The sequence below is a fragment of the Pseudazoarcus sp. NS36 genome (assembly GCF_059703705.1).
In genome coordinates this window covers 120,161-135,417 of the sequence record NZ_BAAKJA010000006.1, presented here as the reverse complement: position 1 = coordinate 135,417, position 15,257 = coordinate 120,161, and the positions used below count along the sequence as shown (strand labels likewise).

The window sequence follows — 15,257 nt, the reverse complement described above, 5'->3', positions numbered from 1 at the left end:
GCGACGCGCAGCGCAAATCAGGCGCGGCGACGCACCAACAGCACCATCGCCAGGCCGAACGCCGCGAGCACAAAGGCCAGCCAGTCGCCCCAGCGTGCATACGGCGTAATGCCGGTGAAGCCGGTCACTTCCGCGCGCAGCACGCCACGTTCGAACTGCGGCAGCACATCGCTAACTGTGCCGTCAGGCTGAACAACTGCCGTCATGCCGGTATTGGTCGCGCGCAGCATCGGGCGGCCGGTTTCCAGCGCCCGCACGCGGGCAATCTGCAAATGCTGCGGCTGGGCGAAGGAATGCCCGTACCAGGCCAGATTGGAGACGTTGAGCATCAGACTGGCTTCGGGCAGGGCATACAGCAGTTCGCGCCCGAACAGATCCTCGTAGCAGATGTTCAAGGCGATGCGCTGCCCGCCCAAGGCAAGCGGCGGCTGCCCGGCGGGGCCCGGAGTCTGATCGGACATCGGGATCGCCGCCAGTTTGTAGAACCAATCAAACAGTGGCGGTGAATACTCGCCGAACGGCACCAGATGGCGCTTAGCATAAGACTGTGACGGCGACGCACCCAGGCTGGCCGTGGCGTTAAACACCTGCCCTTGTGCATCGCGCAGGAACACGCCGAACAGCAAATCGGCATCATTCGCCGCTGCACGCGCTGCAAGCGTCTCGACATAACCCGGCGGCAGGTTCTCAGCGAGCATCGGCAAGGTCGACTCCGGCAGCACCACCAGATCCGCATCCGGCACGTCCGACATGCGCAGATTCAGCTCCAGCCAGTCGCTCACGTGCTCGGGTCGCCATTTGAGCTCCTGCGCGATGTTGGTCTGCACCAGCGCCACGCGCAGCGGCTCGCCCTCCGGCTGCGTCCAGGCAACGCGCCCCAACGCACCGCCGACGACCAGCAAGACACCAATCAGCACGGCCGCCGGAGCGGCCTCACGCAATATGCGCCACGGCGCGAAGGCGACCAGCCCGGCCATGAGAGCCAGCAGGCCGCCGACGCCATACACACCGAGCAACGGCAGCCAGCCGGCCAGCGGGCTGGGTGGCGCCTGCGAATAGCCGATGGAAAGCCAGGGGAAACCGGTAAACACCCAGGCACGAAGGCCTTCGGCAGCGACCCATAAGGCAGCGAACAGCACTGCCCGCAACAGCACACCGCCCGTGCGCAAACGCACGAAGAGCGCACCCGCCAGCGCCGGATACAGGGCCAGATAGGCACAAAACAGCGCAATGGCTAGCGCGGCCAGCGGCACAGGCATGCCGCCGTAACGGTTGAGTGCAACAAACAGCCACGAGATGCCGGCCGCGAATGCACCAAAGCCCCACGCAAAGCCGAGCAGGAAGCCGTCACGCCGACGCTCGGCGCGTGCCAGCAGCCAAGCCAGCATCGCCAGACTCAGCGGCGCAACGACGAACACGCCGAACGGAGCGAATGAAAATACCGCAGCAGCGCCGGCCAGCAGCGCAATACCGCCGTGCAACCAGCGTGGCGCCATCACTCCGCTTCGGCGGCAGGCGTCGCCGGCTGGGCAACGCGTTCGACCAGCAGGGTGTAGACCCGCCGGCTGTCGGCACGCATCACCTGAATGCGCAGGCCGTCGAGTTCGATCACCTCGCCACGTTGGGGCAGACGCCCCAGGTGACGGATGACGAGGCCGCCGATGGTGTCGACCTCCTCGTCACTGAAGGCGGTCTCGAAGGCGTAGTTGAAGTCCTCGATTTCGGTGGTGGCCTTGACGCGGTAGCGACCGTTCTGGTCAAGCCGGATGCTGTCGGATATCTCGTCGAAATCGTACTCGTCCTCGATATCACCGACGATCTGCTCCAGCACGTCCTCGATGGTCACCACACCCGCCACGCCGCCGTATTCATCCACGACGATGGCCATGTGGTTGCGGCTGACGCGGAACTCGCGCAGCAGCACGTTGAGGCGCTTGGATTCGGGCACGAACACGGCCGGGCGCAGCATGCCTCGCAGGTCGAACTCGCGGCCGGCGTAAAAGCGCAGCAGATCCTTGGCAAGCAGGATACCGACCACGTCATCCTTGTTTTCGCCCACGGCCGGGAAGCGCGAGTGGGCGGTGTCGATGACGAAATTGGCGATCTTGTCGATCGGGTCTTCGAGATGGACCACGTCCATCTGGGCACGCGGAATCATCACTTCGCGCACCTGCATGTCGGACATCTGCAGGGCACCTTCAATGATGGACAGCGCATCCGCGTCGATCAGATTGCGATCACAGGCGGAGCGCAAGCGCGCGAGGAGATCGTCGCGATCTTCCGGCTCGCGCGAGAGAAGGGCCGAAAGTCGCTCCAGTAAGGAGGGTCTGTCTGATGGACTGTCCATTTTCCTGCTTGAGTGAAGAACGAGGATTTGGGTCCGTCGAACCCAAATCCTCGGCCTTCACCGCATCATGCGTATGGATCGCCGATTCCGAGCTGCGCGAGAATCTGCGTCTCAAGCGCCTCCATGACCTCGGCTTCCTGCGTGGTCTCGTGGTCGAAACCCTGCAAATGCAGCATACCATGCACCATCAGGTGGGCGAAGTGGGCCGCCGGCGCCTTGCCCTGCTCGCTTGCCTCCCGCAGCATCACCGGCACGCACAGCACGATGTCACCGTACAGCGGCATGCCCGGAACGCTCGCCTCGTCATAAACGAAGGTCAGCACGTTGGTGGCGTAGTCGCGTTCGCGGTACTCGCGGTTGAGCGTGCGCCCCTCGTCCTCACCAACCAGACGTACGGCCACTTCAACATCACGGTCACGCAGCGCAGCACGCGCCCAACGGCGCAGGTCGACCGCCTTTGGCGCCTGCTCGCGCTCACCGAGCTTGAGCGCGCGCTGCACGCTCATCGTCAGTCTGGGTCGCGCTTGTTGCGCCGACGTTGCAGCGCTCACGTGTCCGCCTCGCGGCGCTTGGCGGCAGCCTCGCGCTCGGCATCGGCCCGGTCATAGGCCTCGACGATGCGCGCAACCAAGGGGTGGCGCACCACGTCTTCCTTGCCGAAACGGGTGAAGGCGATCCCGCGGACACCGGCGAGAATATCGGCCGATTCGCGCAAACCGCTCTTCTGGTGGCGCTGCAGGTCGACCTGCGTGAGGTCGCCGGTGACGACCGCCTTGCCGCCGATGCCGATCCGCGTCAGGAACATCTTCATCTGCTCGGGCGTGGTGTTCTGCGCCTCGTCGAGGATGATGAAGGCGTGATTCAGCGTGCGCCCGCGCATGAAGGCCAGCGGCGCAATTTCAATGCTGCCACGCTCGAACAGCTTGGCCACCCGATCAAAGCCCATCAGGTCGTACAGCGCGTCGTACAGCGGGCGCAGATAGGGATCGACCTTCTGCGCCAGATCGCCGGGCAGGAAGCCGAGCCGCTCGCCGGCCTCGACCGCAGGACGCGTCAGGATGATGCGCTCGACCAGTTCGCGCTCGAAAGCATCGACGGCACTGGCCACTGCGAGGTAGGTCTTGCCGGTGCCGGCCGGACCGATACCGAAGGTGATGTCATGCGCCTGGATGTTGGTCAGATACTCAACCTGCCGCGGCGTGCGTCCGTGCAGTTCGGTCTTGCGCGTGAGCAGCTTCGGCGAGGCGATCTGCGGCTCGCTGCGGGCGGAAGCCTCGACCAGGCCGAGCTGGATGTCGTCCAGGCTCAGATGCTCCTCCGCGCTGTCATAAAAGCGCTGCAAGGCGTCCGCTGCCAGCCGCGACTGGTCGCCGGAGAGACTGAAGCGCTCGCCGCGGCGCACGATGCCGACGTCGAACGCCGACTCGATCTGGCGCAGGTTCTCATCCAGCGCGCCGCACAGATTCGCCAGTCGCGCGTTGTCGACCGGCTCGAATACCACTTCCACGATGTCGCCCATCACGACTCCCGCACGACGATTTCGCCGCGCAGACTGTGCGGCATGGCCGAGACGATGCTCACATCGACGAACTGGCCGATCAGCCGCTCGTTGCCCGGAAAGTTCACGACGCGGTTGTTGGCGGTACGCCCGGCCAGCTCGCCCACGCCCTTCTTCGCCGGGCCTTCGACCAGGATGCGCTGCTGGCTGCCGACCATGGCTTCGCTGATGACCTGCGCCTGAGCCTCGATGCGCTTCTGCAGGCGCGCAAGCCACTTGAGCTTGGTCGTCTGCGGCACCGTATCTTCCAGATCCGCAGCCGGCGTACCGGGCCGGGCGCTGTACACAAAGCTGAACGAGGCATCGAAACCGACGTCCTCAATCAGCTTCATGGTCTTTTCGAAATCCTCTTCCGTCTCGCCGGGGAAGCCCACGATGAAATCCGACGACAGCGACAGATCCGGCCGCACCGCGCGCAGCTTGCGCACCAACGCCTTGAATTCCAGCGTGGTATAGCCGCGCTTCATGGCCGCCAGCACACGATCCGAACCCGATTGCACCGGCAAATGCAGATGGCTGACCAGTTTTGGAATCTTCGCGTAGGCGTCGACAACGCGCTGCGTCATCTCGCGGGGATGCGACGTGGTGTAGCGCATGCGCTCGATGCCCGGCACCTCGGCCACACATTCGAGCAGGAAGGCAAAGTCCCCGAACTCGTCACTTTCCTTGCTCATCGGTCCGCGCCAGGCGTTGACGTTCTGCCCGAGCAAGGTCACTTCCTTGACGCCCTGCTGCGCGAGGTTGGCCACCTCGGCCAGGATGTCGTCAAGCGGACGCGAAACTTCCTCGCCACGCGTATAGGGCACTACGCAGAAGGTGCAGTACTTCGAGCAACCTTCCATGATCGACACAAAAGCACTCGCACCCTCGACACGCGCCGGCGGGAGATTGTCGAACTTCTCGATCTCGGGGAAGGAAATATCCACCTGTGAGCGCCCACTGCGGCGGCGTTCGGCGATCAACTGCGGCAAACGGTGCAGGGTCTGCGGGCCGAACACCACGTCCACATACGGCGCCCTCGCCACAATGGCCTCGCCTTCCTGACTCGCCACGCAACCGCCGACCCCGATGATCAGATCAGGCTTTTCGAGCTTGAGCAGACGCGCACGACCGAGGTCGTGAAACACCCGCTCCTGCGCCTTTTCACGCACGGAACAGGTATTGAACAGGATCACATCCGCGTCTTCAGGGCTATCGGTCTTGACCAGGCCTTCGCCGGCCCCGAGCACGTCCGCCATCTTGTCCGAGTCGTACTCGTTCATCTGGCAACCGAATGTGCGGATGTAGAGCTTCTTCATTGATTGAAACCGTTGCTTGACGCTTTATTTGGAGAGCGGCTATATTAGCAGGCTTGTCGGTGATGTAGCTCAGACGGTTAGAGCGATGGATTCATAACCCATAGGTCGGCGGTTCGATTCCGCCCATCACCACCAGAATTCGATTGGCCGCCGGTTCATGGAACCGGCGGCTTTTTCGTTTCTGCGCGCCTCTTCAGGAAGGTATAGCCGATCAGCCCTGAGTACGCGGCACGCGCTGGCGCCACCACCACGCCAACAGCGCCCCCGACAGGTTGTGCCAGATGCTGAACAGTGCGCCCGGCAGCGCTGAAAGTGCCGAGAAATACTGCAGCGCCAGCGCCACGCCAAGGCCGGAGTTCTGCATGCCAACCTCAATGGCGATGGTTCGCGCGGTGACCACCGGCAGCCGCAATAGCCGCGCGCAGACGTAACCCAGGCCGAGCCCGACCAGGTTGTGCAACACCACCGCCAGCGCGGCGAGCGCACCACTGTCGGCGATACGCGCATGGTTGAGCGCAACGATGATGGCGATCACGAACACGATGGCGCCGACCGACAGCAAGGGAAACAGCTCCTTGGCCGGCGCGATGAAGCGGCCAAACAGCGTATTCAGCGCCACGCCCGCGGCAACCGGCAGGAACACGATCTCGATCAGGCTGCGCAGCATGCTGGACACCGGCACCGGCACGCTCTCGCCCAGATACAGCCAGATCAGCATCGGCGTGAGCAGCACAGCGAGAAAGGTGGTGACGAAGGTCAGGCTGATTGACAGTGCGACATCCGCGCGGGCGAGGTAGGCAATAACATTCGAAGCCGTGCCACCAGGGCAACACCCGACAACCACCAGCCCGATGAGCAAGGCCTCGGGCAAGCCCAACAGCCGCCCGACGATCAGCGCAGCCAGCGGCATGATGATGAACTGCAGTGCGGCACCGATGGCAATCGCCATCGGGCGGCGCAGCGCGCGTCGGAAGTCGTCGGGCGTGAGCGTCATGCCCATGCCGAACATGATCAGCATCAGCAAGGGCACGATCCACCCGCCCAACCCGGCCAAGGCCTCCGGACGCACCCAGGCGAAGGTGGACGCCAGCATCGCCCACAGCGGGAACAAGCGCGTCAGCAGTCCGACCATCGCGCTCATGTCCGCCGCCTGCCGGCAACCCACATCAGCGTGCCCAGCGCGAGTGCAATCAGCAACATACCTGCAGCCTCCGGAAGGCTGGGACGCTCACCCAACTCGACCCAGGCCGCCAGAACACCAACAGCCGGCACGGCGAGCGAAGCCAGCCCGGCGATACCGGCCGGCAGACGGTCGAGCACGAACAACCACAGCAGCCATGCCAGCGCGGTGGCAAGCACGGCGTTGTAGGCCAGCGCACCAAAGAAATACAGGCTGGGTTCGATCTCGCGCGAAGGCAGCATCCAGGCCGCCACGCAGACCACGATGGAGCCGAACAGCATCTGCCAGGCAGTGAGCGACAGCAGGTCGAGCTGCAGACGATTACGCAGACGCTTGGCATAGACCGCAGCGCCCGCCCACACCAGACTGGCCAACAGGGCAATGCCGCTACTCAGGATGGAGGCCTCGAAGTTCCACGGCTCAAGCACCAGCATCAGACCCGCCGCTCCGATCGCGATGGCCGCCCACTGCAGCTCGCGGATTCGCTCTCCGAGCAGCAGCCAGGCCAGCGGCAGCAGCCAGAACGGCATGACATATACCAGCACCGCCGTCTTGCCCGCCCCGCCCTGCACCAACGCGAGCTGGATCAAGGTGCTGAACGCCCCGCACTGCAGCACACCCAGCACGATGGTCGGCCCCGGCGCGGCAAGACGGAACGATTTGCCCATCAGCGCCATCACAACAAACAAGCACAGTGTGCCGAACAGCACGCGCAGCGCGGTAAAGTCCACCGGGTCGGCAAACATCAGGACCTGTTTCATGACGACCCAGTTGTAGCCCCAGATCAACGACAGGGCGATCAGTGCCAGGGCTGCCTGCCACATGGGACGCTGACCGCTCATTTCAAATTCATCCGCAACACCTGCAATCCAAAGCCAACATGCTCAAGACCCTGAAAGACCTGTTCGACAACGCCCTCAACCCCGGCATGAATCTGCCGAGCAGCAAGGGCGAACACAGCCTGCAGCTTGCCACCGCCGTGTTGCTGGTGGAAGTGATGCGCGCGGACACTGACATCGGCGAGGCCGAACGCGCCATCGCCATCGACGCGCTGCGCGACAAGTTCGGGCTGGACGAAGACGAAGTAGCACGCCTGCTCGAACTGGCCACCACCACCGCCGAAGAATCCTACGATTTCCACCGCTTCACCTCGGAGATCAACCGCCGCTGCGACATGTCTCGCCGCATCCGCATCATCGAATATATGTGGCAGGTGGCACTGGCCGACGGCAATCTGTGCGCCCACGAGAACCACCTTATGCGCAAGGTCGCCGACCTGCTGTACATCCCGCACGGCGACTACGTGGCTGCCAAGGCACGCGCCCGACAGGCCGCCGGACAAGGCTGATCAGTCCGGTTCGCGCAGCAGCCGCCAGATGATCAACGCACTGGCGGTCGCGTTGATGATCACCAGCGCGCTCAGTACAAAGGCCACGCCTGCGCCCGGAGTGTATTGCACCAGCACATGCAGAAAAGCCGTAGACAGCGCCTGCAGGGCGACCAGCAACCAGAACATCGGATGACGCGGACGCACGATGCGTGACAGTCTCACGGCAGGCTCGCCTCCCCTTCCCAATAGCCGGGCGCGTTGTAGATCTCGCGCAGATGGTCGATGAACAGACGCACCTTGGCGGGCAGATAGCGTTGCTGCGGGTACACGGCCTGGATGTCATAGTTGGGCATGGCGTACTCGTCGAGCACGGTCACCAGTTCCCCGCGTTTGAGTTCCGCCTGGATCTCCCACATCGAACGCCAGCCCACGCCAAGCCCCTGTTTGACCCAGTTGAACAGCAACTCGCCATCGTTGCAGTCGAGATCACCCGACACCTTCACCGCCACCAGCTTGCCGTCCCGCAAGAAGGTCCAGCCGCGCTGCTGCCCCCCCTGCAGGTTGAAGGCCAGACAGTTGTGATGGGCCAGATCCTCCACCGTCCGGGGCTGACCATGCTCCGCAAAATACTCCGGGGTCGCACAGATCACACGGCGGTTCGGAAAGAGCCGCATGGCGACATAGTTGGGATCGGTCACTTCGCCGATGCGGATCGCCATATCGTAGCCCTCACGCACCAGGTCAACCACACTGTCCGTCAGGTTGAATGACAATTTCAGATCCGGGTGCAGCGCGCGGAAAGCCGGCGCATGCGGCGCCACGTGACGCCGCCCGAAAGCGGCCGGCGCCGAAACCACAAGGTGCCCCCGCACGGTCTTGCGATCCGCTGCAATGCTCGCTTCGGCCTCATCGAACTCGCGCAGCAGGGTGCGCGCACGCTCCAGAAACTGCTCACCAAGGTCCGTCAGCGACAGACCGCGCGTGGAACGGTGCATCAGTTTTACGCCCAGCCGACGCTCGAGCGCATCCAGCCGACGCCCCATGACGACCGGAGTTACCCCCTCGATCATTGACGCCGCGGCGAAGGTGCCCTTCTCGGCCACCAGAACAAAGCTCCGAAACTCGGTATAGCGATCCACTCGATACTCCTGATATCGACAGTCTTGAATTATGCGGCAGTTGCGGGGCGTACCCCAAGCCCTTATCCTTGCCGCCATTCACCGGAATTTCCGCCACTTTTCCAACATTTCCAGTCAAGGAGTTCATCATGGCCCGCATGAGAGCCGTAGATGCCGCTATTGCCGTTTTGCGCAAGGAAGGCATCGACACCGCGTTCGGTATTCCCGGCGCTGCAATCAACCCGTTTTACTCTGCCATGCGCAAGGATGGCAGCATCCGCCACATCCTCGGCCGTCACGTCGAAGCCGCTTCGCACATGGCCGAGGGCTACACCCGCGCCAACCCGGGCAACATCGGTGTGTGCATCGGCACCTCCGGCCCTGCCGGCACCGACATGATCACCGGCCTGTACTCGGCTTCCGCCGACTCGCTGCCGATCCTGTGCATCACCGGTCAAGCTCCGCTGGCCCGTCTGTACAAGGAAGACTTCCAGGCCGTGGACATCGAGTCCATCGCCAAGCCGGTCACCAAGTGGGCCACCACCGTGCGTGAAGCCGCGCTGGTGCCGCGCGTATTCCAGCAGGCTTTCCACGTCATGCGTTCGGGCCGTCCGGGTCCGGTGTTGATCGATCTGCCGATCGACGTGCAGATGGCCGAAATCGAGTTCGACATCGACAGCTACGAGCCGCTGCCGGTCTACAAGCCTGCATGCACGCGCACGCAAGCCGAGAAGGCCCTTGCGATGCTCAACGAATCCGAGCGCCCGCTGATCGTCTCCGGTGGCGGCGTGATCAACGCCGACGCCTCCGACCTGCTGGTCGAGTTCGCCGAGCTGACCGGCATTCCGGTCGTGCCGACGCTGATGGGCTGGGGCACCATCCCCGACGACCACAAGCTGATGGCCGGCATGGTCGGTCTGCAGACCTCCCACCGCTACGGCAACGCCTCGATGCTGGCCTCGGACTTCGTGTTCGGTATCGGCAACCGCTGGGCCAACCGTCACACCGGCTCGATCCCGGTCTTCACCAAGGGTCGCAAGTTCATCCACGTTGACGTCGAGCCGACCCAGATCGGCCGCGTGTTCGGTCCGGACCTGGGCATCCCCTCGTGCGCCAAGGCCGCGCTGGAGCAGTTCATCGCCGTTGCCAAGGAAATGAAGGCTGCCGGCAAGCTGAAAGATCGTTCGGCATGGGCCAAAGAGTGCCTCGACCGCAAGCTGGACGTGGCCATGCAGCGCAAGACGCACTTCGACGAAGTGCCGATGAAGCCGCAGCGCGTGTACGAAGAAATGAACAAGGCCTTCGGCAAGAACACCTGCTACGTGACCACCATCGGTCTGTCGCAGATCGCCGCTGCCCAGCACCTGCACGTGTACAAGCCGCGTCACTGGATCAACTGCGGTCAGGCGGGCCCGCTGGGCTGGACCATCCCGGCTGCGCTGGGCGTGGTGGCTGCTGACGCGAACCGTGAAGTTGTCGCCATTTCCGGCGACTACGACTTCCAGTTCCTGATCGAAGAACTGGCTGTCGGCGCGCAGTTCAAGCTGCCGTACATCCACGTGCTGGTGAACAACTCCTACCTCGGCCTGATCCGTCAGGCGCAGCGTGGTTTCGAGATGGACTTCTGCGTGCAGCTGTCCTTCGATAACATCAACGCGCCGGAACTGGCGGGTTACGGTGTTGATCACGTTGCCGTGGTGGAAGGTCTGGGCGCCAAGGCGATCCGCGTTCGCGAGCCGAAGGAATTCGGCCCGGCCGTTGAACAGGCCCGCAAGTTGATGGCCGAGTTCCAGGTGCCGGTCGTCATCGAGGTCATCCTCGAGCGCGTCACCAACATCCCGATGGGCCTCGAAATCGACGCAGTCAACGAGTTCGAGCCGGTTGCCGAGAAGGCCGAAGACGCGCCGACCGCCAACGCGTAATGCCCCTGCGCCCCGCTCACGCGGGGCGCTTCGCCCGAACGGGCGACAAGAGGATGGATTTCCGTCACAACGGTAGTCCATCCTTTTGACTTTCCTGCCAACGAACACACGGAGAACCGCAATGCCGAAATTCGCCGCCAACCTCACCATGCTCTACAACGAAGTCGATTTCATGGATCGCTTCAAGGCTGCTGCCGACGACGGTTTCACGGGCGTCGAGTACCTCTTCCCGTACGCCTACCCGGCTGCTGACCTGGCTGCCAAGCTCAAGGAATTCGGCCTGACCCAGGTGCTGCACAACCTGCCGGCCGGTGACTGGGCTGCGGGCGAACGCGGTATCGCCGTCGATCCGTCGCGCGTTGAAGAGTTCAAGAAAGGCGTCGACCAGGCCATCGAGTACGGCAAGGCTCTGGGCACCAAGCAGATCAACTGCCTCGCCGGCAAGGTTCCGGCTGGCGTGACGAAGGAACAGGCTCACGCCACCTTCGTGTCCAACCTCAAGTACGCCGCCGAAAAGCTCAAGGCCGCCGGCATCCCGCTGCTGATCGAGCCGATCAACACCTTCGACATCCCGGGCTTCTTCCTGAACTACACCGCTCAGGCCGCTGCGATCCTCGACGAAGTCGGTTCCGACAACCTGTTCATCCAGTACGACATCTACCATGCCCAGCGTATGGAAGGCGAACTGGCCAACACGTTCAAGGCCAACCAGGCGCGCATCGCGCACGTGCAGCTCGCCGACAACCCGGGCCGCAACGAGCCGGGCACGGGTGAAATCAACTACGCCTTCATGTTCAAGTACCTCGACGGCGCCGGCTACGACGGCTGGATCGGCTGCGAGTACAAGCCGGCCGGCAACACCTCGGCTGGTCTGGGCTGGCGCGAAGCGCTCACCAAGTAATAGCGACACGTCGGCGCACACGCGCCGATGATGCCGTGCAACAATCCCGGCACGCGCCGCGCCCCAAGGCCGGCGCGTGTCGCACGTCTAACGTATCCAGGAATTAGCGACATGCCCGCTCCCCGTGAATTGCTGCGCCAGATGTTCGACGCTGCCGTCCTCGCCGCCCAGCCGGAACACTGCATTCCGCGCTTCATGCCGACACCGCCCAAGGGCCGCACCATCGTCATCGGTGCCGGCAAGGCCTCGGCTGAAATGGCGCGCGCACTCGAGAAGCACTGGCCTGGCGAACTGAGCGGCGTGGTCGTCACACGCTACGGCTACGCCGTGCCGTGCGAACGCATCGAAATCCTCGAAGCCGCCCACCCGGTGCCGGACCAGGCCGGTCTGGACGCCGCCGAACGCATTCTGGCCACCGTGCAGGGGCTCACCGAAGACGACCTCGTGATCTGCCTGATCTCGGGTGGCGGCTCGGCGCTGCTGCCGCTGCCGGGCGAAGGCATCACGCTGGAAGACAAGCAGGGCATCAACCGCGCGCTGCTGCGCTCGGGCGCCAACATCTCCGAGATGAACTGCGTGCGCCGCCACCTCTCGCGCATCAAGGGTGGCCGTCTGGCCGCCGCCTGCCATCCGGCGCGCGTCGTGAACCTGCTGATCTCCGATGTACCGGGCGACAACCCGATGGACATCGCCTCCGGCCCTACCGTGCCGGACCCGACCACGCGTCAGGACGCGCTCGACATCCTGCGCCGCTATGGCATCGAGCTGCCAGCGGCCGCGCGCGCCTTCCTCGAATCCGCCGACGGCGAGAGCGTCAAACCGCAAGATGCGCGTCTGGCCGGTCTCGAAACGCATCTCATCGCCACGCCGCAGATGGCGCTCGAAGCCGCTGCAGAAGTGGCCCGCGCTGCCGGTGTCACGCCGGTGCTGCTGGGCGACACCATCGAGGGCGAGGCAAAGGACGTCGGCAAGGTATTTGCCGGCATCACCCACCAGATCGCCACCCGCGGAAACCCCTTCCCGCGCCCCTGCGTGCTGCTTTCCGGCGGCGAGACCACCGTCACCGTCAAGGGCGAAGGCCGTGGCGGGCGCAACGTGGAGTTCCTGCTGTCGCTCGCCATCGAGCTCAACGGCCAGGAAGGCGTATGGGCGCTGGCCGGTGACACCGACGGCGTTGACGGTCTGGAAGAGATTGCCGGTGCCGTGATCACGCCCGACACGCTGGAGCGCGCCTGGGCCGCCGGCATCCGCCCGCGCGACGCGCTGGCCGAAAACGACGGCCACGGCTTCTTCGAGAAAGTCGGAGACTCGGTCATCACCGGCCCGACGCTCACCAACGTCAACGACTTCCGCGCCATTCTTCTGCCGTAAAACCACCCAAGGAGCCCCCCGATGCGCACACGCCAGGTCATGACCCTCGACGACGCCCGCAAGATTGCCGCAGCCGCTGAAGCCGAAGCGCTGAACAACGGCTGGAAGGTCGTCATCGCCGTGTGTGATGAAGGGGGCCACCTGATGTGGCTGCAGCGCCTCGACGGCGCTCAGTTGATGAGCGTCGAAGTCGCGCCGGAGAAGGCTCGTGCCAGCGTGCTCGCGCGCCGCCCCAGCAAGGCGCTGGAAGACATGGTCAATGGCGGCCGGCTGGCGGGCCTGCATCTGCCGGTGCAGTGCATCGAAGGCGGCGAGTTGATCGTGGTCGACGGCGAGATTCTCGGCGCCGTTGGCGTGTCCGGTGTCAAACCGCACGAAGACGCGCAAGTAGCACGTGCCGGCATCGCGGCAATCGGTGCAAGCTGCACCCTCTGAAGCATTGCGGCACGCGGCCTGCGGGCCGCCAACGGAGCAACACATGACGGACTTCGACGAGCAGCTCAAGGCCTTCGGCGAGCGCATAGAACGCGAGATGGTCGAAGGCCGTCTCAACTTCCCCACCGTGCTCGACCTGTCGCTACGCATCAAGACCGTGGCCGACGACCCGGACTCCTCGCTCGACGATATCGCCGCCATTGCCCGCGCAGAACCCGTGCTGTCGGCCAAGGCCGTACGCATGGCCAACGCCGTGCTGATGAATCCATATGGCGCTTCGGTCACCAACGTTGGCGACGCCGTGCGCCGCATCGGGCTGGATTCGCTGCGCAGCCTGGCCTTTGCCGTGGCGGCCGAACAGGTCGCTCAGGATTTCCGCTCCCACACGCTGAAGCTGATCGCCACCGGGCTGTGGATGCACACCGTGGACATCGCCTGCTGGGCCAACGTGATCGCACGTGAAACCCGCTCCGCTCACCCCGACGCCGCGATGTTCGCCGGCATGATGGTCGACATCGGACAGTTCTTCCTGCTCTCGCGCGCCGCCGAGTACCCCGCGCTGGAGCATGACATGGACCGCTTCGCGCAGTTCGTCAGCACCTGGAACGCACCGGTCGGGCGCGTCATCCTTGAGGTGTTCGGCCTGCCCGACAGCATCCTTGACGCTTATCGCGAGCCCGCACACGAGATCAAGGCCTGGCCGCCGCGCAACCTCTCCGAAACGCTGAAGCTCGCGCGCATCCTCACCGAATCGCCGAACCCCTTCGAGAACCTGCTCGGCCAGAACACGCCCAATCTCGCCGACGCCGTAGCCGCCAGCAACATCGACGCCCCCGCGCTGCAGGAAATGGTCGACTCCGTCCAGCACAGCCGACGCCAGCTCATCTCGTCACTGTGCGGCTGACCGCCGTGACGACTTAACGCCCCACTCTCCGGAATACGCGCAGACCCGAACGCCGCGAGCACGCACTGCAGAGTGCGTACTCGCGGCGTTCGCAGTCGCGCGTCCCTACTCCGCAATCGTGCTCACGCACGCATCGGCGTTCCGCTGTAAGGAATGCCGGCGGCGCACGACCAATCCTCGTAATCCGCACGCAGCCGTCGCGAACTCGCACCGGCCGACGCGCTCCAAACCCGCACATACCGAGGAGTTGACCATGTCCCGAACGGCCTCACACCTTACCCGCGCACTGATGGGGGCAGCCGCTGCACTCACCGCACTGAGCCTGCATGCCAACGAAGCACGCAGTGACGGCTATGCCGTCGCCACCTTTGCCGGCGGCTGCTTCTGGTGCATGGAGCCGCCCTACGACAAGCTCGACGGCGTGATCTCGACCACCTCGGGCTACACCGACGGACGCACGCCGAACCCGACCTACAGCCTGATTTCCAGCGGGCGCACCGGCCACACCGAAGCCATGCAGGTGGTGTACGACCCGAGCAAGGTCAGCTTCGAGAAACTGGTGGAAGTGTTCTGGAAAAACATCGACCCGACCGACGTGAAAGGCCAGTTCTGCGACCGCGGCAACCAATACCGGCCGACGCTGTTCTATCACGACGAGGCGCAGCGCGAAGTGGCCGAGCGCTCCAAAGCCGAACTCGAGAAGAACAAACCCTTTCAGCAGGACATCACCACCCCGATCGTCGCCGCCAGCACTTTCTATCCGGCGGAGGAATACCACCAGGATTACTACTTGAAGAATCCGGTGCGCTACAACTTCTATCGCTCGTCCTGCGGCCGTGACAAGCGCCTGTATCAACTCTGGGGCAGCACCAAGCCCTGATCCGGAGGAAACC

General features: G+C 64.2%; 16 protein-coding genes and 1 tRNA gene. 8 read left to right on the top strand and 9 right to left on the bottom strand.

Annotation, left to right across the window (positions count from 1 at the left end):
* Positions 1-17 precede the first annotated feature (17 nt).
* From lnt to miaB, 5 genes are all read right to left on the bottom strand, one after another.
* Positions 18-1,496, bottom strand: a complete 1,479-nt coding sequence (gene lnt, locus AC6H0R_RS10870; protein WP_497581390.1) for an apolipoprotein N-acyltransferase — start codon at positions 1,494-1,496, stop codon at positions 18-20.
* Positions 1,496-2,347, bottom strand: a complete 852-nt coding sequence (locus tag AC6H0R_RS10865; protein WP_497581389.1) for a CorC family transporter — start codon at positions 2,345-2,347, stop codon at positions 1,496-1,498. Before AC6H0R_RS10865 ends, lnt begins: the two co-directional genes overlap by 1 nt.
* Positions 2,348-2,412: 65 nt before the next feature.
* Positions 2,413-2,853 carry an rRNA maturation RNase YbeY gene (ybeY, locus tag AC6H0R_RS10860; RefSeq protein WP_497581388.1) on the bottom strand — a complete coding sequence of 147 codons (441 nt, stop codon included), beginning with the start codon at positions 2,851-2,853 and terminating at the stop codon, positions 2,413-2,415.
* 41 nt (positions 2,854-2,894) lie between these two features.
* Positions 2,895-3,866 carry a PhoH family protein gene (locus AC6H0R_RS10855; RefSeq protein WP_497581387.1) on the bottom strand — a complete coding sequence of 324 codons (972 nt, stop codon included), beginning with the start codon at positions 3,864-3,866 and terminating at the stop codon, positions 2,895-2,897.
* Complete coding sequence (miaB, locus tag AC6H0R_RS10850) at positions 3,866-5,203, bottom strand: tRNA (N6-isopentenyl adenosine(37)-C2)-methylthiotransferase MiaB (RefSeq protein ID WP_497581386.1); 1,338 nt, start codon at positions 5,201-5,203, stop codon at positions 3,866-3,868. The genes AC6H0R_RS10855 and miaB overlap by 1 nt, the downstream gene beginning before the upstream one ends.
* Positions 5,204-5,261: 58 nt before the next feature.
* Between miaB and AC6H0R_RS10845 the strand changes: the two genes are divergently transcribed.
* Positions 5,262-5,338, top strand: a tRNA-Met gene (locus AC6H0R_RS10845).
* A 76-nt stretch (positions 5,339-5,414) separates the two neighbouring features.
* Here the strand turns inward: AC6H0R_RS10845 and AC6H0R_RS10840 are convergent.
* Together AC6H0R_RS10840 and AC6H0R_RS10835 are read right to left on the bottom strand one after the other, a co-directional pair.
* Entirely contained in the window at positions 5,415-6,344 is a 930-nt protein-coding gene (locus tag AC6H0R_RS10840; protein ID WP_497581385.1) for a bile acid:sodium symporter family protein, read from the bottom strand.
* Positions 6,341-7,225: a DMT family transporter gene (locus AC6H0R_RS10835; RefSeq protein WP_497581384.1), complete on the bottom strand. Its 885-nt coding sequence runs from the start codon at positions 7,223-7,225 to the stop codon at positions 6,341-6,343. The genes AC6H0R_RS10840 and AC6H0R_RS10835 overlap by 4 nt, the downstream gene beginning before the upstream one ends.
* 38 nt (positions 7,226-7,263) lie before the next feature.
* Here AC6H0R_RS10835 and AC6H0R_RS10830 point away from each other — a divergent pair, with 38 nt between their 5' ends.
* Positions 7,264-7,731: a tellurite resistance TerB family protein gene (locus AC6H0R_RS10830; protein ID WP_497581383.1), complete on the top strand. Its 468-nt coding sequence runs from the start codon at positions 7,264-7,266 to the stop codon at positions 7,729-7,731.
* Here the strand turns inward: AC6H0R_RS10830 and AC6H0R_RS10825 are convergent, their stop codons facing one another.
* Both AC6H0R_RS10825 and AC6H0R_RS10820 read right to left on the bottom strand, forming a co-directional pair.
* The gene (locus tag AC6H0R_RS10825; RefSeq protein ID WP_497581382.1) at positions 7,732-7,935 is read right to left on the bottom strand and encodes a hypothetical protein; all 204 of its coding nucleotides are present in this window, start codon (positions 7,933-7,935) and stop codon (positions 7,732-7,734) included.
* On the bottom strand, positions 7,932-8,852 hold the full coding sequence (locus AC6H0R_RS10820; RefSeq protein WP_497581381.1) for a LysR family transcriptional regulator: 921 nt from the start codon (positions 8,850-8,852) through the stop codon (positions 7,932-7,934). The genes AC6H0R_RS10825 and AC6H0R_RS10820 overlap by 4 nt, the downstream gene beginning before the upstream one ends.
* Before the next feature lie 128 nt (positions 8,853-8,980).
* Here AC6H0R_RS10820 and gcl point away from each other — a divergent pair, with 128 nt between their 5' ends.
* From gcl to msrA, 6 genes are all read left to right on the top strand, one after another.
* Positions 8,981-10,753 (top strand): glyoxylate carboligase, encoded by a 1,773-nt coding sequence (gene gcl / locus AC6H0R_RS10815; protein WP_497581380.1) that lies wholly within the window; start codon positions 8,981-8,983, stop codon positions 10,751-10,753.
* 121 nt (positions 10,754-10,874) lie between these two features.
* Positions 10,875-11,654 carry a hydroxypyruvate isomerase gene (hyi, locus tag AC6H0R_RS10810; protein WP_497581379.1) on the top strand — a complete coding sequence of 260 codons (780 nt, stop codon included), beginning with the start codon at positions 10,875-10,877 and terminating at the stop codon, positions 11,652-11,654.
* Between the two features lie 111 nt (positions 11,655-11,765).
* Positions 11,766-13,025 carry a glycerate kinase type-2 family protein gene (locus tag AC6H0R_RS10805; RefSeq protein ID WP_497581378.1) on the top strand — a complete coding sequence of 420 codons (1,260 nt, stop codon included), beginning with the start codon at positions 11,766-11,768 and terminating at the stop codon, positions 13,023-13,025.
* 21 nt (positions 13,026-13,046) lie between these two features.
* Positions 13,047-13,460 (top strand): GlcG/HbpS family heme-binding protein, encoded by a 414-nt coding sequence (locus AC6H0R_RS10800; protein WP_497573867.1) that lies wholly within the window; start codon positions 13,047-13,049, stop codon positions 13,458-13,460.
* Positions 13,461-13,503: 43 nt separating this feature from the next.
* Entirely contained in the window at positions 13,504-14,364 is an 861-nt protein-coding gene (locus AC6H0R_RS10795; protein ID WP_497581377.1) for an HDOD domain-containing protein, read from the top strand.
* 253 nt (positions 14,365-14,617) lie between these two features.
* The gene (gene msrA, locus AC6H0R_RS10790) at positions 14,618-15,244 is read left to right on the top strand and encodes a peptide-methionine (S)-S-oxide reductase MsrA (protein ID WP_497581376.1); all 627 of its coding nucleotides are present in this window, start codon (positions 14,618-14,620) and stop codon (positions 15,242-15,244) included.
* The last annotated feature ends 13 nt before the right edge of the window (positions 15,245-15,257 follow it).